Annotated in this window: 14 protein-coding genes; 4 read left to right on the top strand and 10 right to left on the bottom strand. The window is 58.2% G+C overall.

Features of this window, described 5'->3' with window-relative positions:
* Nucleotides 1–21 precede the first annotated feature (21 nt).
* Nucleotides 22–666 carry an antitoxin Xre/MbcA/ParS toxin-binding domain-containing protein gene (locus J4P02_RS03565; RefSeq protein WP_426187842.1) on the top strand — a complete coding sequence of 215 codons (645 nt, stop codon included), beginning with the start codon at nucleotides 22–24 and terminating at the stop codon, nucleotides 664–666.
* A gap of 296 nt (nucleotides 667–962) precedes the next feature.
* Here J4P02_RS03565 and J4P02_RS03560 read toward each other — a convergent pair whose 3' ends face one another.
* The 6 genes from J4P02_RS03560 to J4P02_RS03535 form a co-directional block, all read right to left on the bottom strand.
* Nucleotides 963–1,352: a hypothetical protein gene (locus J4P02_RS03560; protein ID WP_426187840.1), complete on the bottom strand. Its 390-nt coding sequence runs from the start codon at nucleotides 1,350–1,352 to the stop codon at nucleotides 963–965.
* 255 nt (nucleotides 1,353–1,607) lie between these two features.
* Nucleotides 1,608–2,786 carry a hypothetical protein gene (locus J4P02_RS03555; protein ID WP_426187838.1) on the bottom strand — a complete coding sequence of 393 codons (1,179 nt, stop codon included), beginning with the start codon at nucleotides 2,784–2,786 and terminating at the stop codon, nucleotides 1,608–1,610.
* A gap of 189 nt (nucleotides 2,787–2,975) precedes the next feature.
* Nucleotides 2,976–4,103: a TniQ family protein gene (locus J4P02_RS03550; protein ID WP_426187836.1), complete on the bottom strand. Its 1,128-nt coding sequence runs from the start codon at nucleotides 4,101–4,103 to the stop codon at nucleotides 2,976–2,978.
* Entirely contained in the window at nucleotides 4,104–4,997 is an 894-nt protein-coding gene (locus tag J4P02_RS03545) for a TniB family NTP-binding protein (protein WP_426187834.1), read from the bottom strand.
* A 4-nt stretch (nucleotides 4,998–5,001) separates the two neighbouring features.
* Nucleotides 5,002–6,867, bottom strand: a complete 1,866-nt coding sequence (locus J4P02_RS03540) for a helix-turn-helix domain-containing protein (RefSeq protein WP_426187833.1) — start codon at nucleotides 6,865–6,867, stop codon at nucleotides 5,002–5,004.
* On the bottom strand, nucleotides 6,864–7,421 hold the full coding sequence (locus J4P02_RS03535) for a TnsA endonuclease N-terminal domain-containing protein (RefSeq protein WP_426187831.1): 558 nt from the start codon (nucleotides 7,419–7,421) through the stop codon (nucleotides 6,864–6,866). The genes J4P02_RS03540 and J4P02_RS03535 overlap by 4 nt, the downstream gene beginning before the upstream one ends.
* Nucleotides 7,422–7,504: 83 nt before the next feature.
* Here J4P02_RS03535 and J4P02_RS03530 point away from each other — a divergent pair, with 83 nt between their 5' ends.
* Nucleotides 7,505–8,239 carry an ATP-binding protein gene (locus J4P02_RS03530; RefSeq protein ID WP_426188613.1) on the top strand — a complete coding sequence of 245 codons (735 nt, stop codon included), beginning with the start codon at nucleotides 7,505–7,507 and terminating at the stop codon, nucleotides 8,237–8,239.
* Nucleotides 8,240–8,243: 4 nt separating this feature from the next.
* Here the strand turns inward: J4P02_RS03530 and J4P02_RS03525 are convergent, their stop codons facing one another.
* Both J4P02_RS03525 and J4P02_RS03520 read right to left on the bottom strand, forming a co-directional pair.
* Complete coding sequence (locus tag J4P02_RS03525; RefSeq protein WP_426187829.1) at nucleotides 8,244–9,458, bottom strand: aldose 1-epimerase family protein; 1,215 nt, start codon at nucleotides 9,456–9,458, stop codon at nucleotides 8,244–8,246.
* Nucleotides 9,459–9,568: 110 nt separating this feature from the next.
* Nucleotides 9,569–10,147, bottom strand: coding sequence for a TetR/AcrR family transcriptional regulator (locus J4P02_RS03520; protein WP_426187827.1), 579 nt, complete (start codon nucleotides 10,145–10,147; stop codon nucleotides 9,569–9,571).
* Between the two features lie 113 nt (nucleotides 10,148–10,260).
* On the opposite strand from J4P02_RS03520, the gene J4P02_RS03515 reads away from it, so the two are divergent.
* Nucleotides 10,261–11,187 carry an ABC transporter six-transmembrane domain-containing protein gene (locus tag J4P02_RS03515; RefSeq protein ID WP_426187825.1) on the top strand — a complete coding sequence of 309 codons (927 nt, stop codon included), beginning with the start codon at nucleotides 10,261–10,263 and terminating at the stop codon, nucleotides 11,185–11,187.
* A gap of 63 nt (nucleotides 11,188–11,250) precedes the next feature.
* On the opposite strand, the gene J4P02_RS03510 is transcribed toward J4P02_RS03515, so the two are convergent.
* Both J4P02_RS03510 and J4P02_RS03505 read right to left on the bottom strand, forming a co-directional pair.
* Nucleotides 11,251–13,227, bottom strand: a complete 1,977-nt coding sequence (locus J4P02_RS03510; RefSeq protein WP_426187823.1) for a methyl-accepting chemotaxis protein — start codon at nucleotides 13,225–13,227, stop codon at nucleotides 11,251–11,253.
* A 194-nt stretch (nucleotides 13,228–13,421) separates the two neighbouring features.
* A complete protein-coding gene (locus J4P02_RS03505; RefSeq protein WP_426187821.1) occupies nucleotides 13,422–14,342 on the bottom strand; it encodes a LysR substrate-binding domain-containing protein in 921 nt (306 codons plus the stop codon).
* Between the two features lie 157 nt (nucleotides 14,343–14,499).
* On the opposite strand from J4P02_RS03505, the gene J4P02_RS03500 reads away from it, so the two are divergent.
* Complete coding sequence (locus J4P02_RS03500; protein WP_426187819.1) at nucleotides 14,500–15,900, top strand: NorM family multidrug efflux MATE transporter; 1,401 nt, start codon at nucleotides 14,500–14,502, stop codon at nucleotides 15,898–15,900.
* Nucleotides 15,901–15,910: the final 10 nt, after the last annotated feature.

Genomic DNA, 15,910 nt, shown 5'->3' with positions numbered 1-15,910 from the left:
CTCTCGCTGACGGCATATCGGATGGATGATATGGAGAACGACAGGCACTGGTTTGTTCAAGCTCAGACCACCAATGATGGCAGCGGCGATGTCATCGTCGATTTACCCGCTGTCCTGTTGCAGGAGTTGGGCTTGAGAATCGGGGATGATTTGGAAATCACCGTCGCCGGCGATACGATCATCCTGACACCGATGCGCGCTCTTAAGCGTGAATATCCCAAAGGCACCGACGTCTTGCGCGCTCAAGCCGATGAAAGCTATCGAAGCCGCATGAATGTTTTGCTCAATATCCCCATCGACGCAACTGCTCTGCAAATTCACGAAATTATCGATGCCGGATTTGAGGTAAACACTCTTACGGCAATGGGCCATTTAGGGCTCATCGGCCTTGGTACTAAGGACGCAATCGTTCCCCAATCGCTCAGAATGAAGCTGACCAGTGGCGAGCGACTAACCGCCAGTCAAAGTGATCATTTGTTTCGACTGGCACACGCCGTTGCTTTAGCTGAGTCTTTTTTTGGCGACACTGATAAAGCTATGCGCTGGCTGTCCAAACCGAAGTCTCTTTTCGCGGGGAAAAGCCCCATTGAGATGCTCTCGACAACTGTCGGATCCCGTCAGGTAGAGGAGCTTCTTGTCCAAGCAACCGAAGGGATGTCATTCTGATCCTGATTGCCTAATGATTGACAAACACACCATTAACTTAGTTCAGCGCAATGCCCCCCCACATCCCCCAAACAAAAGTCCAAACGTTCCCTCCTTGATTTCGGTTACATCCGTATCCCAAACAGCAACTCGAGACCATTGATGTGCTTCGCCAAACAGGGTTTCACTGATCTTAGATTTTTGAAGATCTATGAAATACGTCAGGACTGACTTTATTTACACAAATCTAGATGAACAAGATGTACTACCGCTGCCACGAAGTGACATTCCCACTAATAACGACACCATCGACTATATCAGCGATGTTTTGAGTGAACCTTGCCATCAATCAGCGTGACCATCATGTAGATGTATAGCTCATTGCCCCAGGTGTAAACGATGACGTTGTCGTTACTGGACACCTCACGCCCTGGAATTTTCACAATGTCCAAAACCTGTTGATACGACATTCCTTTCTTGATTGCGTCGTATTGCTCGTCACTGATGTTCGGGCGCTGCGCTTGAATGGTTTTAAGATCCGGAAAACCTGACACGTAATTTACGCTGTTCCCGTTACCAGAGATCGCAGGGCTATTATTGCCAGTAGTACTCTGTGACGACGCACTCGTCGGCAACAGCCATGCTCCAACTGATGCCAGTGCGCCAACAGCCCCCACGTACAACGCTACTTTTTTCATATTAACCATATGTCACTCTGAATTTGTGCGAAATATCACGCATGATTGGTCTTAAAGCGTTCGACGCGGAACAACGTTTTGCGAGCGAACCGCCCCATTGGGTATCCAATATCAGCAGAACTCGACTGCTCTGTCGCTATAGTCGTTCCCACTCAGCAGGATCATCCGGAAGACCCAGCACAGATGTGTCCACCAGCTCAAATGTGATGGGGTGAAGCACGGAATCGGTCGCGTCATTTACCAAGTCGTCGATGGCATGAGCGATTAACCGTTCCCAGGCAGCCCGATGACTACTCCACTGGATGCTGTGTAAAGGGTCAATGCGACATTACGACGTGAACCTTTTTTCCAACGGTCAAGCCGCATTGGTTCTCCGCTCACATGGGCCTGCTCAACACTGTGTTTATAGCGCGCCTGAACGATTGCTTCAGGATCTTGCTTAATGGCCGCACGAACCAAGTCCCCACGTAACCCCAGAAAGAAAACTCGCCCAGATTCGCCTAGATATAGCTGACCGACGACATCACGTTCTGCCATCCAGATTTTGCTTTTCGCCAAATAGGCGTCCACATAGTTTTCCCCCGTGTAGGGATGTCCTTCAAGTGACTCGATCTCTTTCGAAACTGCTCCCTCCCGCCACAAAGCCGCACGATCGCGTAGCGCTCGAGGAAGCTTCGCATTTGGCGCAAGCATAGCCACGATCGAGGCGACATACTCTAGCCGAATCGCGACTTTGATATCGCTAGGGTTACCCTCCAACTGCTCAGTTGGTGGATCTAGCAACCAGCATTTAGCTTCATTCGTTGGGTCAATAGATACAATCATCCCGTACATCACCGTCGCAGGATGTTTGTAGGCAGCACCTATGTTTGTAATCTTGTCTTTTTTCTTTGAAATATTTCTTGCATGCGCCTTCACGGCGCTTTGATCAACCGTGTTGTCGCGAACAAAACTTCCCTTTGCTTCGATCTGTACGACCGCATTTTGGGCCGTAATACCGACCAATGTCCGTTCAAAATCAAAGGTCGGATGTGCTCGCCTCCCTTTTTGCTCGGGAATCGTTTCCCAGTCTGCAGCCGTCAGTCCAAACAAAGAGCTCGCGACAGAAAGGCTAACAGCCTCCCCCACATTTTCTTGGAGACCGTTGCTACCCGGCCGCCAATTGATCGAGCCGCTCAAATCTAGAACACCGTTCAACCAAGTGCTTGCTGTGTCTAGGTAATTGAGCCGCTCTATGTACGAGGCATAATCTGGACTTACTGAACGGTGGATAAGGAAATAGTTGAGGAAGTCTGACAGAGGAATTGTCCCCTGCTTCTGAAAAGACTCCACTTTGGAGGCGGTACCCAAAGTCTCGTATGCCCCCTTCGCAAGCAGTGATTGGTGGCCGTGGTAATAATCCAGGTTTACCACCAGCGATTGAGATAGCGAGGGAACAGGCATTGCTGTCTTCCATGACATGAATGATGTGAGAATACCACCACTAATAGCATTTTGCCCAAGGTAGAAAAATCAATAACTTAATACTCTGAATGCAGCCCATGCGAAAGTGTTTAACGCGGATCTTTTCTATGGGCGCCGCCATCCGTTCTGAAGTTCAGGGTCGCGGGTAGTACTGTCGCCGTTATCACACTAGCGCGTCATCTTCACCAACCTCTTCGCCCAATCTCGCCGCACACCAAATACCTCGCTCAAGGTTTCCCAGTTCACCTGATAGCCCTGCCTGGTCAGGTAAGCAGCGGCCGCGAGGACTTCCTGCTGATTAGGGGAATAAACTCGTTGATCGAGTCTAGAAACCGCGTCCTCAAGCCAGAACGGAAGCAGATCGGGATACTCACTGATTCGACTACGTGACAAATGCGCAACGTGACAAGCCTCGATAAATCGGTCTGGCCACTCTTGGAGCAGCCAAGCCGCGCGCAGCATTAGGATGAGCCTACGCTCGCTGCGCAGGTACTCAAAATCCTGTCTGGATAGAGATAATGCAGGCGTTCTGAGTTCCCCGCAGAAAAGAGGCTCAAACCTAGGTCCATACTTGCAGTTCAGTAGCCTCAGTATTTCTCTGAGACCGGTGAAAAATGGAATGCTGCATGGTGCATTGATTGGTAGATTTTTCCAGGGAGAGAGCTTTGGATGACCGATCAATGCGGTGAGAAAATTCAGTGAATGGTTGTCCGGCCACTCAGGTTGCCTTGGCTTCACGCCACCCAAATCAAGCGAGCATTGATAGCAGTGCCGAAGATCCTCCACATACGGGAGTTTATGTCTGCCAATACCATGACGATGGAACATCACCAGCGCATGGCACCGAGGACAGTCATCCTCCATCATGCAGTAATGGACGGGGCAAAGAACCGTGGAAGCAATACGCCACAACATGCGGTAGTAGGGAGTTGAATCGTTCTGCAGGCACAAGGGACAGTACTGCATCCCTGCACGTTTGTGGTCTCGATGGTAGACGCCCAACGCCAGTAACCAATTCACGTCACCATGCAGAGGTAGTTCCGAGAAAAAAGTCCCTTCGTAGGAGCTCAGCGTCATGCTCTGAAGCATCGAAAACGGCTGCTGTGTTTGGTGACTGAGCAGTTGGAGCAGTTGATCCGATGGATGTCGGTCAATATCCCGTGTCCAAATGGCCCCCTTGTAGCCAAGCAGACTGTTGAAGAACGTGTGCAAGGGAAAGCCATTTGAGAAGGCCAGCCGCACCAACCAGGACGAAAGGATTTCGTCCTCCGCAGGCTGCGGATGGATAGGCAGCATCTATATCTCCACGGTCAACAACTTCCGCTCAGACGGCGGTACATACCCACACTTATTCAAAACCTCGGCCGTAATTTGCTCCTGACCACAGCGGATCGCATAGGTGCTAGCTGCGTTCAACAGCAGCGACAGTTCGCCAATCGTTCCCTCACACATGGCAGCCAACTTCATCGCCAGCATCGGCTCAACCAGACCGGAGGGATGTTTCAAGGGTAGGACTTTTTCAAACGACGCAAGCAGACGGCTAAATTCCGGCCCAACTTTCCACTTAGGAAGAATTTCAGCCGGGAATCGATTCTGGATCTGAGAATCTATACTGACCGCACTGATAAGCGTGTCGTCACCGACACCAACTATCGATATCTGTAGCTCGTTGGAAAGGTACTTAATAGCGTTCAGAAACTCACGCTGCGCAGGAGCTGTGGCAGCAAGCATGTTGTGCATTTCATCGAGAATAAGAACCTTGAGCTGCACCTTCCTTAATATCTCAGTCGTCCTTGCGCGTTTGTCAGCAACGGTTCCGTGAGGAAGCCGCTTCAGCAATGGATGGAGAATCTCAGTGTACAAACCCGCTTCGGTAGGCTTCGGTGGCGTTTGGATCATAAGCACCGGAGCAATAATGCTTTCACCCCCTGGATTGTCAGAAGGAAGGTGCCGAGCAGCGAAGCGGTTAACCAACCCTGTTTTTCCATTGTTGGTCCGCCCGATCAGCAACATGCTCGGCATTCGGGTAACCCTAGGATGACTGAACAGCCATTCAAGCTTCGTTTCAATTTCCTTAGCGCGAGGATAACCCAACCATCTAGGGGTCCTGAGTTGCTCAATACGCTCCTGGTCGCTCATCTGCCAACATTTTTCGGCAAGAGGCTCTACAAGATGTTCAAAGTCGCTCATGGCATTAACCTATTTCGATCTCATCATAGGGCTCGACGACATCCGAACTAACCGCCACTGGCTCAGATGTCGATGACGGTTCAAGAACGGTGTGCACGCCATCCCATCCTTTCCGTCTTTCGGCCATACGCCGTTTTCGCTTCTCAGAGGCACGAGCCTTCCGCGCCAATCGGGTTTTCTCAATGGCGTTCTTTTCGACTGCACGCATTCGGCGTACACCTTCGAATATCGCGGCTTCGTTTATTTTGGTGCCTGGTGTCTCGAGAATGCGTCGTGTCACCTCTCGCAGCTCCCAGACGCTTATCGGAGGGTGACTTGAGTTGAAGTAGGGGACTGGGTGGTAGATTTGTTCATCAGGGTCAAGAAAGTAAACGACACTGATATCTCGAGGATCCTGAACGAAAATGAATTTTCGTGCCTTTCCATCGTCTCCCTGTTGAACAATTCGGGTGCGTAGGACAGGTGCGTAATAGTGGATCCCATCAATCTTTGCGCCGTGACGCTGAACGGTTCTCAAGAAATATGGCGTAAAATCTAGCCTGAACTTTTCTTCGTTCTCAATCGGCTCAGGTAGCCCCACACCAGGTTGATCCTTCGTACCATGCACGCACTGACTGTAATAGTTAATTGGTGAAATACCACCAAGCCCTTGGTGGGGTTCATTGTGGTAAATGTAAACAACAAAAATTGTAAACCACAGCTCCAGCTCCTTGAGCGTCATACAAGCCCTGCCCTCGGAGTCGTAGTCGAGTTTTTCGAGGGTGTTGGAGAATGTTGTTCCCGGTATCTGGTGGCCTTTGGCCATGAAGGTGCGAAACGCACGTTCGATGTGCGGACCATAGTTCGGCTGCTTTCTCGGCCTGTGCTCCAAGATGATCCCGTATTCATCACATCCACGGGTCAAGGCTCGTCCTTTAAACTCTTTCGCGTTATCAACGTGAATTTTCTGCATCAGACCGTAGATTGGCCATTCCGCTGGAATATCTCGAGCCGCCAGCCAGTAGCTTTTTTGAGCTACCGCATGGGCGATGCAGAGCGCTGCAGAATTCGCTCCAACCGGATCCAAAGAGAAGAAGAATCCGCCGATCATGCGCGTGTGCACGTCAATACTCATGGTGAGGTTTGGACGACCAATAGGAAGACGGTCGATCTCATCGACGATGATCACGTCAACTGGCGTGTGGTCGATTTGCACTACAGAGTTAGGTGCGTCCGTCGCTGGAAAGGAGCCTCTCAAAGGGCGATATTTATTTTTCGCGGACCTGGGTCCCAGCCGTCTTTTATGCCGCTCCTGCTCATCAATGTCCCGAACCCGCTGGTGAATCGTGTTGACATGTGGGGGCACTAACCCGAGCTCTTCACACTCAGTTTTAATGTCCTGATGTAGTTTCTTAACCGTGGGCCGCTCCTCAATCAGGTAAGAATTTTCGATCCATTTATTGATTATGTCTTCAAGCTCCTGATCCAAACGGAGCTGACCTTTGTCCTGCCTCGCCGAACGCAGTAGCGAAGAAACCAGTCCGGTCTCTTCGAATCGCTTAATCCAGCGGTAGATTGTGGATACGCTTCTTCCTGACGATTTGGCAGCCTCTTTAATGTGTTCCAAGCTTTGTCGGCCATTCATCAGAAGCGGTTGAATGAGCTTGTGGCGTTCAACAGCTTCAGTCCAATCACGGTCTTCAGCGAAAATGTGCTTAGCGGTAAGCGTGGAATCACTCACCGGAGAGGCTCTCAGTTCAGCGGCACGGACAATGTGTGTTGACTGATCCCCGGTCATTCGGATCACCGCTTCAAGCAAGCCTTTGAGCTCCAGAACGATGCAGGCTTCGTTTCGACAGTAGGCCAAGCTACCGGGACGGATCGTTTTCATGGCTGGGCCTCTTTCATCGGCCAAATTCGTGAGTTCATGGTCAATTTCAGATCCAGATCACAACCAATCCCGCCGGTGGCAACCATGTGCCAAAGAGCAGGTATCAAAAGGGCTCGGCCCTTGGGATCTGAAGAAAGTGCATGTAAGAGGAAGTCGGGGTCAGCCTCACCCAAATCCCAGAGCACATTGAGGATGTGATCCCTCATCACGGGATCAACCTTTCGAACGATGTAGGGCCATAGGAACTTCACATTCGCAAGGTAAACCGTCCGAATTTCCACCTCGGTGTAAACCCGAAAAACCCAGCCCCTCTCTTTACAGTACGCTTTTGCCGCTCGAAATTTTGGGAGGTAGGTTCTCCATTCTGCACGGAAGTCCTCTCTGAACTTTACTTCATAGAGAATTGACGGCTCAGGGAGATCAGCATGCTGGAACTGGATCAGACCGTCAGGGGTGTACGAGCGAGGTTTACCTTCACCATCACGGTACTGAAGAGTCAAAGGCTGCGGGCTGAACTGCCGTACCCGCCGATCGAAGCGGATGAGCTCCATCATGTCCCGCTCCAAGGACGACTCGTACTTCCCCATCTTGGGAACCGACCCGGTAACACCGCGTGACGTACCGCTGATTTTACGGACTGGCGTTCCGAAGGAGTTCATACTTCTCAAATTCCGATGTATTTTTGGTGTTTTTAGCATTTTCTGATAGATCTTACAGCGGTGGTTCGAAACCCCAGCCTGGGGAAATTACCCTGGCCCATCACGGCGTGCTGTTTCTCGATGAGTTGCCGGAGTTCGACCGCAAGGTTCTGGAGGTACTGCGCGAGCCCATGGAGTCTGGTCAGATCGTCATTTCCCGCGCCCGGGAGCGGGTGCAGTTCCCGGCGCGCTTCCAGCTGGTGGCAGCGATGAACCCCTGCCCCTGCGGTTACCTGGATGAAACCAGCAGTCGTTGCCGCTGCACCCCGGAACAGATCCAGCGCTATCGCAACAAGCTGTCCGGCCCCTTGCTGGACCGCATCGACCTGCACCTGAGCGTGACCCGCGAGGCCACCGCGCTGAATCCCGAACCACAGCCCGGGGCCGACAGCGCCAGCGTTGCCGCCCAGGTGGCACTGGCCCGGGAGCGACAACTGCAACGCCAGGGCTGTGCCAATGCGCTACTGGATCTGCCCGGCCTGCGCCGCCATTGCCAGCTGTCCAGCGCCGACGAGCACTGGCTGGAAGCCGCCTGCGAACGCCTGGACCTGTCGCTTCGTGCCGCCCACCGCCTGCTCAAGGTGGCCCGCACCCTGGCCGACCTGCAAGCGCTGGACACCATCAACCGCGAGCACCTGGCCGAAGCACTGCACTATCGGCCCGGTAGCGGTTGACGCCTCACTCCTTGCTCAAATCCACCAACGGAGTCGGCCGCACTTCGGTCTGACGCCCAGCTTGAATCTGTCCGACGCGGTTCAAGGCTTTATCCACAGCGGCCTTGTCTGCCAGCAGGCTGTAGCGGATCTGGAACTGCCGCTGCTCCTTGGCGCCTATGCTCGGCACCAGACTCAGCGGGCGCTGATAACGCCGGTTGTAGGAAAAACTGGTGCCCGGTTCCAGACCGGTCACATAACCCTGGCCCTGGGTGTCGGTGTTCTTCCACAGCGAGAACACCGGCAGCTGCCGGGTATTGAAGCCCAGTGACACACCGAGGCTGCCAGCCTGGTTGTGCAGCACCGCCAGGGTCTCGCCCTGAGCGTCGGCATAGGGCACCAGGTTGTAGACGGTTTCGTCATAGTCACGGGTTGGCCCGCGGTAGGTTTGCCAGTCAGCCAAATCGGCCTTGGCCTTGTCATTGAATGGCGACACCTGCTGCACCGGCGCGGCGAACTTCGCCCCCTGCTCGAGGAACGGCGTGCTGAAGTTGCTGTGGTACAGCGCCTGGTATTCCTTTGCATAGTCGCCGTTGTTGGTCAGGCGATCGTCGAGGGTGAAGCTGCTGCTGCCGGGCTCGGTGACCAGTTCAGTGGCGACGCTGAAATCGACCTTCTTGAAGGCCTGCTCCTTGAGCTCGCCACGCAGGCGAATGGCGTAGGGCGGGGTTTCGTCGATATGCAGGGTGACCTTGCTGGCGGGAATGTTCGCCGCACGGCCGTGCAGGGTCAGCAGTTCGCCGTTGTCCATGCCCGGGTGCCCGACCCATTCGTAGCCGCAGCGGGTCACCAGCTCATTGAAACCTTCCAGCCAGCCCAGGCCACCCCGGCCGTTGAGCTCGATAAAGGCCGGGTTGACCACTTCCTTGACCGGCGAATCCCAGCCCAGGCGCACATCGCCCACCGAGGCCTGCAACACATTCATGCCACGGGTCGGCACCACCGAGAGCTTCATCAGGCCATTGTCGATATCGACGATGGTCACCCCTTCCTGACGCCCGCCATGCAAGGTGCGCAGGGTCACGGAGAAGGGTCGCTCGCTCTTCACCCCCAACTGTTCGCTGGTCAGGTGCAGGGGCTGGACGGCTCGGTCGGTGTCGAGCAAGACATAGTCCCAGGCCATGGCGTGAGAAGTGGCGGTCAACGCGCCTAGGGTCAGCAGCAGTTTGAGCGGGGTCATGGCGGGGTACCTTTTTGGAATTGTGGGATTTTTATAGCGCTGATGAAACGTTTCAGCAAGCAAGAAGAAGCTGATCCCAGGACAAACTCCGCAAAGCACCGGGCCTGCTCTCAGTCCGCAAAGCCCAGCAGCAGGCCCGCCACTTCCATCACTTCCTGCAACGCTGCCTGGGCCGACTCGGGAGAAGCCCGCAGCAGCAGGTCGTCGGCGTAACCCATGGTCTGGGCGAACAACTGCCGGGCCGCGCGCTCGGGACTGGCGCAGCGGAACACCCCCGCCCGGACCCCATCGGCAATGATCGCCGCCAGCATCCCCCGCCACTCGCCATTGATCCGCAGGTAAGCCTCGGCCAGCTCAGGGTCGTGCATGGCTTCGTCCCAGGCATCGAGCCACAGCGCCCAGCCGGCTTCGGCGGAATCGGGCAGGCAGTCACGGAGAAAGCCTTGCAAGGCGTCCATTGGCGCCGTACCGCGCAGGGGCTCGCCCACCTCCTCCAGTTGTTGATTGGCGAAACGCACGAAGGCTTCGCGGCGCAGCTCCTTCCAGTCGCTGAAGTAGTGATAGACGTGACTGCGGGACAGGCCCGCGTGCTCGGCCAGGTCACGGGTGGAAACCTCGGCGAAACCCTTGCTGCGGAATAATTCCAGGGCGGCCTGGATGATCTGGTCTTTGCGGTCGCTACGGGACATGGGCAATCGAACCTCTTGGCGCCTGGATGGACGGCGCTTGCATTTTGAGCGGTCGCTCAAAGATAATTGAGCAGTCGCTCAATATTAACCTTATCCCCCCTTGTGGTGCACTTATGTCCGCCGTCACCCCACGCATCGCCGTGGACCCAACCCAGAAAATCGGCCAGCAAAGCGCCGGCCAGACCCTCAAGGCCATCGCCCGGGCCTACCCGGGCAAGCTATTTTTCACCCTGTCCCTGGTAGCCCTGGAAAACGCCCTGTTGTTGGCCTATCCATTGTTCGCCGGGTTCGCCGTGGACTCGATCCTGCGCGGCGACACTGCCCATGCGCTGGTCTACGCACTGGTGGTGCTGGGTTTCTGGGTGGTGGGTGCGGCGCGGCGTGCGGTGGACACCCGCACCTTCACCCGTATCTACGCCGACCTTGCGGTGCCGGTGATCCTCAATCAGCGCCTGCAACAGCAGGACACCTCCACCGCCGCGGCGCGGGTGGTGTTGGCCCGGGAGTTCGTCGACTTCTTCGAAAAGCACGTGCCCACCATCGCCACGGCCCTGGTGTCGATCGTTGGCGCGGCGGTGATGTTGCTGGTGATCGAACCCTGGATCGGCCTCGCCTGCCTGGGCGCACTGCTGCTATGCGTGACCCTGCTGCCACGCTTTGCCCGGCGCAACCAGCAACTGCACGAGCGCCTGAATGATCGACTGGAAAGGGAGATCGGCCTGGTGGCCAAGGTCGGCGCTGTCTCGCTGCAGCGTCACTATCGCCTGCTGTCGCGGTTGCGCATCTGGCTTTCGGACCGGGAAGCGGCGGCCTATCTGTTTCTGGGGGCCATTGCCGCGCTGCTGTTCGTCATCACCATCAGCCAACTGGCGCTGTCGCCCGAGGTCAAGGCCGGCCATGTGTATGCGGTGATGACCTACCTGTGGACCTTCGTCAGCAGCGTCGACGAAGCGCCGACCATGGTCGACCAGCTCGCGCGCCTGCGGGATATCGGCAAGCGCGTGGACCCGGGGCTGGGTGAGCCAACCGAGCCCCGCTGAGCCTTAGATCGGCAGGATGCGAAAGCCGCCGTCACTTTGAGCCGCAGGGCAATAGCGCCAGCGTCAGCGGAAGCGGTCGACCTCCTGGCGCAGGTCGGCGGCCAGGGCTTCCAGTTCGCGGGCAGTGAGGGCCAGGTTGGACACCACTTCACGCTGCTCGCTGTTGGCCTGGGCGATGCTTTGCAGGTTGCTGCTGAGCACCGTGGCGGTGCTGCTCTGCTCCTGGGTCGCGGTAGTGATGGCGGCGAATTGCTCGCCAGCGCTGCGACTCTGCTCGTCGATCAGGGCCAGGGCCGAGGCCACATTGGCGTTGCGCGACAGGCCTTCCTGCATCAAGCGGTTGCCCTGCTCCATGGTCTCGATGGCGTTGCCGGTTTCCTGCTGGATGCTGTTGATCATCTGCGAGATCTCGTCGGTGGCCTCACGGGTGCGCGACGCCAGGTTGCGCACCTCGTCGGCCACCACGGCAAAGCCGCGCCCCTGCTCACCGGCCCGGGCTGCCTCGATGGCGGCGTTGAGGGCCAGCAGGTTGGTCTGGTCGGCGATCGCGGTGATCACCCCGACAATCCCGCCGATTTCCTGGGAGCGCTGGCCCAGGGTATTGATCACCGTGGCCGTGCTGCCCAGTGCCCCGGCAATCTGCTCCAGGGACGACGACGCCTGCTCCATGGACTCGCGACCGATATGGGTCTGCTGGGCATTTTCCTGGGCCAGGCGCTGGGTGCTGCCCATGTTGTCGGCGATGTTCAGCGAGGTGGCACTGAACTCTTCCACCGCCCCGGCCATGCTGGTGATCTCGCCGGACTGTTGCTCCATGCCCTCATAAGCACCGCTGGACAAGCCCGACAGAGCCTGGGCCCGGCTGTTGACCTCGGCAGCGGAACGGCGGATGTGCTCGACCATGGTCGACAGGGCTTCGCCCATCTGGTTGAAACTGCGGGCCAGCTGGCCAATCTCATCGTGGCTGGCCACATTCAGCCGCGCGCTCAGGTCGCCGCCGCCCAGGGCCTGGGCCTGGCGCACCAGGTCACCCAACGGCGCCAGCTTGCTGCGCAGCAGCCAGACCGTAGCGCCCACCGCCAGCAGCATCGCCAGCAGGCTGCCGATCACCAGGCGGATGCCGACGCTCCAGGTCACGGCGCGAATCTCGGCCTTGGGCATGCTCGCCACCACCGACCAGGGGCCGCCCTCGAAGGGCACCGCCAGACTGTAGAAGTCTTCACCGCGATCACTCCAGAAGCGGCCCTTGCCAGGCTCCCGGACTGCAGCGGCCAAGCGTTCCTTGGCCTGATCCAGGTCCTGCACCCCGGCCGGCGGCACCAGCCACTTGCCCTGCTCATCCAGCAAGGCCAGGGAACCGCTGTGGCCGATGCGGAAACGCTTGAGATTGTCGAACTGGGCGTTCTGCGCATCGGTGTAGTCGAAACCGACGAACAGCACCGCAATCACCTTGCCGCTGCGATCCAGCACCGGGGTGTACTGGGTCATGTACAGCCGTTCGAACAGCAGCGCGCGGCCGACATAACCCTGCCCGGCCATGAGTTTCTGGTAAGCCGGATGGGCATGATCGAGCAAAGTGCCGATGGCCCGGCTGCCATCCTGCTTGCTCAGGGAGGTGCTGACCCGAATGAAATCATCGCCACTGCGCACGAACAGGGTCGCGACCCCGGCCGTCATCTGCTTGAACTCGTCCACTTCCTCGAAGTTGTTGTTGAGCACCACCGTGCCCAGGTGCAGGCCTGGGGTCTGCACCCCGGCCACGCTCACCGGCTGTTCCGGATGCAGGCTCAGGCCACTGCTGAAACGGTTTTCGAACAGGCCGCTGAGGCGCTGGGTGCTCTCGCGCAGGCTGCCGTGAAAGGTGCTGAGCTGGTCGGCGAGCAAGCGTGCTTCGCTGGCCAGGTGCTCTTCGCGGGTATCGAGGTTCGCCGAGTCCAGTGAACGCAGGGCGAACAGGGTGCTGCCACTGATCACCAGGGCGAGTACCAGGGCAAGGGCAAGCCCTAGCTGGGAGGCTATCCGGGCACGGGGTTGGGACATGATGGCTCCTGGCCGAGAAGGCGGATCATCCTGATCAAGCTGCACGCTCGGCGACAATTTTTCTGTGTATTTTTAGAGAGTTAGGACCTTCCTGAACGCTGGTTCCATACCACAGGATTCGGCGGCATCCAGGAATACTTGAGCGATCTACAAGGATATCTTCCCGGCCTTGTTCCCCCGAGCGCTGCAACGTTTCAGCCGAGGCGCTCTACCTCGGGCAATTGCATGGCGCGGACCTCGCCCTGGAGAAAATCGCTGAGGCGTCGCAACCGCTCGCCGCCGGGCCGGGTCCTGGGCCAGACCAGGTAGTAGTCCAGGCCGCTGGCCACCGCCGTCGGCCAGGGCAGGCTCAAGCGACCCTGGGCCACATCTTCGGCCACCATCAGCAGATCGCCCATGGACACCCCATAACCCCGGGCTGCCGCGATCATCCCCAGCTCCAGGGTGTCGAACACCTGGCCGCCCTTGAGCGAAACCTGCTCCGCCAGCCCCATATGTTCCAGCCAACTGCGCCAGTCGCGACGGTCCGGGGTTGGGTGCAACAGCTCGGTGGCGGCCAGCCGCGCCACATCCCAGGGCTGGTCATTGAGCAGGTTCGGCGCCCCCACCGGTATCAGCAGCTCGGGAAACAGCAGGCTGGCTTCCCAGTCCGGCGGGAAATGACCGTTGCTCAGCAGCACCGCGCAATCGAAGGGTTCCTGGTTGAAGTCCACCGAGTCCACATCCATCCAGGCACTGGTGAGCTGCACCTCGTTGCCCGGCTGCAAATGGCGAAAGCGGCTCAGGCGCGCCAGCAGCCAGCGCATGGTCAGAGTCGAGGGCGCTTTCATGCGCAGAATGCCGTCTTCGGCCAGCAAGGTGTTGCAGGCCCGCTCCAGGGCGCCGAAGCCTTCGCGAATGCCCGGCAACAGCAAGCGCGCGGCCTCGGTCAGTTGCAGGTTGCGCCCGCTGCGCTGGAACAGGCGGCAGGAGAAATGTTCTTCCAGGGTGCGGATATGCCGGCTGACCGCGCTCTGGGTAATGGACAGCTCTTCACCGGCACGGGTGAACGAACTGTGTCGGGCGGCGGCTTCAAAGGCGCGCAAGGCATACAGGGGAGGCAAACGGCGAGACATGGAGGTGCTCCGACAACGGCATCGCGCCACGCTACCAGAAAGCGCTTCACATGAGTTTTTATCATGCCAGCAAGTATTTTTATCTCTTTGTGCTATGCAGCAGAAGCGCCGAGAATCAGCACTTTCCCCCCCTTCGCCATAACCGAGCCTGATGACCATGCAGCATCCAGCACGTACCGAACTCTGGGCCATCCTGCGGCTGGCAGGGCCGCTGATCGCCTCGCAGCTGGCCCATATGCTGATGGTCCTGACCGACACCCTGATGATGGCCCGCCTCAGCCCCGAGGCCCTGGCCGGCGGTGGCCTGGGGGCCGCCAGCTATACCTTCGTGTCGATCTTCTGCATCGGCGTGATTGCCGCGGTGGGCACCCTGGTGGCGATCCGCCACGGCGCCGGCGATAGCGAAGGCGCCGCCCGCCTGACCCAGGCCGGCCTGTGGCTGGCCTGGCTGATGGCCCTGGCGGCCGGGCTGCTGCTGTGGAACCTCAAGCCGCTGCTGCTGTTCTTCGGCCAGACCCCGAACAACGTCCAGGCCGCCGGCCAGTTCCTGCTGATCCTGCCATTCGCCCTGCCCGGCTACCTGAGCTTCATGGCCCTGCGCGGTTTCACCAGCGCCATCGGCCGGGCGACCCCGGTGATGGTCATCAGCCTGGCCGGCACAGTGGCCAACTTCCTGCTCAACTACGCCTTGATCACCGGCATGTTCGGCCTGCCCAAGCTTGGGCTGGTGGGCATCGGCCTGGTCACCGCCATAGTCGCCAACTGCATGGCCCTGGCCCTGGCCTGGCATATCAAGCGTCACCCGGCCTACGCCGCCTATCCATTGCGCCAGGGCCTGTCCCGCTTGAACAGCCGCTACCTGCGGGAACTGTGGCGCCTGGGCCTGCCCATTGGCGGTACCTACGCGGTGGAAGTCGGGCTGTTCGCCTTCGCCGCGCTGTGCATGGGCACCATGGGCAGCACCCAGTTGGCGGCGCACCAGATCGCCCTGCAGATCGTTTCGGTGGCCTTCATGATCCCGGCGGGCATCTCCTACGCCATCACCATGCGCATCGGCCAGCATTACGGCGCCGGCCAACTGCTCGATGCCCGCCTGGCCGGGCGCGTGGGCATCGCCTTCGGTGCGGTGGCCATGCTCGGCTTCGCGATGATTTTCTGGCTGTTGCCCCATCAGTTGATCGGGCTGCTCGTCGACCACAACGATCCGGCCTTCGCCGAGGTGATCCGCCTGGCGGTGAGCCTGCTGGCGGTGGCGGCCTGGTTCGAGCTGTTCGACGGCACCCAGACCATCGCCATGGGCGCGATTCGCGGTCTCAAGGACGCCAAGACCACCTTCCTCGTGGGCCTGGGTTGCTATTGGCTGATTGGTGCGCCTGCAGCGTGGCTGATGGCCTTCACCCTGGGCTGGGGGCCGACCGGCGTCTGGTGGGGCTTGGCCCTGGGCCTGGCCTGTGCGGCCATCAGCCTGACCCTGGCGTTCGAATGGCGCATGCAGCGGATGATCCGTCGCGAACCGACGGAATCGGCGCTGAACCTACAGGCCAGCCAGGTGGAATAAGGTGCGGGCT

The organism is Pseudomonas sp. NFXW11 (assembly GCF_049887815.1).
GTDB lineage: Bacteria > Pseudomonadota > Gammaproteobacteria > Pseudomonadales > Pseudomonadaceae > Aquipseudomonas.
Note: the sequence above shows the minus strand (reverse complement) of the source record. Positions and strands in the feature narration are given on the sequence as shown.

What these genes read in the sequence shown, in the direction of transcription:
- J4P02_RS03565 (WP_426187842.1), top strand. Translation starts at nt 22, where the DNA reads ATGGATGATATGGAGAACGACAGGCACTGGTTTGTTCAAGCTCAGACC.
- J4P02_RS03560 (WP_426187840.1), bottom strand. Translation starts at nt 1,352, where the DNA reads ATGGTTAATATGAAAAAAGTAGCGTTGTACGTGGGGGCTGTTGGCGCA.
- J4P02_RS03555 (WP_426187838.1), bottom strand. Translation starts at nt 2,786, where the DNA reads ATGCCTGTTCCCTCGCTATCTCAATCGCTGGTGGTAAACCTGGATTAT.
- J4P02_RS03550 (WP_426187836.1), bottom strand. Translation starts at nt 4,103, where the DNA reads ATGCTGCCTATCCATCCGCAGCCTGCGGAGGACGAAATCCTTTCGTCC.
- J4P02_RS03545 (WP_426187834.1), bottom strand. Translation starts at nt 4,997, where the DNA reads ATGAGCGACTTTGAACATCTTGTAGAGCCTCTTGCCGAAAAATGTTGG.
- J4P02_RS03540 (WP_426187833.1), bottom strand. Translation starts at nt 6,867, where the DNA reads ATGAAAACGATCCGTCCCGGTAGCTTGGCCTACTGTCGAAACGAAGCC.
- J4P02_RS03535 (WP_426187831.1), bottom strand. Translation starts at nt 7,421, where the DNA reads ATGATGGAGCTCATCCGCTTCGATCGGCGGGTACGGCAGTTCAGCCCG.
- J4P02_RS03525 (WP_426187829.1), bottom strand. Translation starts at nt 9,458, where the DNA reads ATGACCCCGCTCAAACTGCTGCTGACCCTAGGCGCGTTGACCGCCACT.
- J4P02_RS03520 (WP_426187827.1), bottom strand. Translation starts at nt 10,147, where the DNA reads ATGTCCCGTAGCGACCGCAAAGACCAGATCATCCAGGCCGCCCTGGAA.
- J4P02_RS03515 (WP_426187825.1), top strand. Translation starts at nt 10,261, where the DNA reads ATGTCCGCCGTCACCCCACGCATCGCCGTGGACCCAACCCAGAAAATC.
- J4P02_RS03510 (WP_426187823.1), bottom strand. Translation starts at nt 13,227, where the DNA reads ATGTCCCAACCCCGTGCCCGGATAGCCTCCCAGCTAGGGCTTGCCCTT.
- J4P02_RS03505 (WP_426187821.1), bottom strand. Translation starts at nt 14,342, where the DNA reads ATGTCTCGCCGTTTGCCTCCCCTGTATGCCTTGCGCGCCTTTGAAGCC.
- J4P02_RS03500 (WP_426187819.1), top strand. Translation starts at nt 14,500, where the DNA reads ATGCAGCATCCAGCACGTACCGAACTCTGGGCCATCCTGCGGCTGGCA.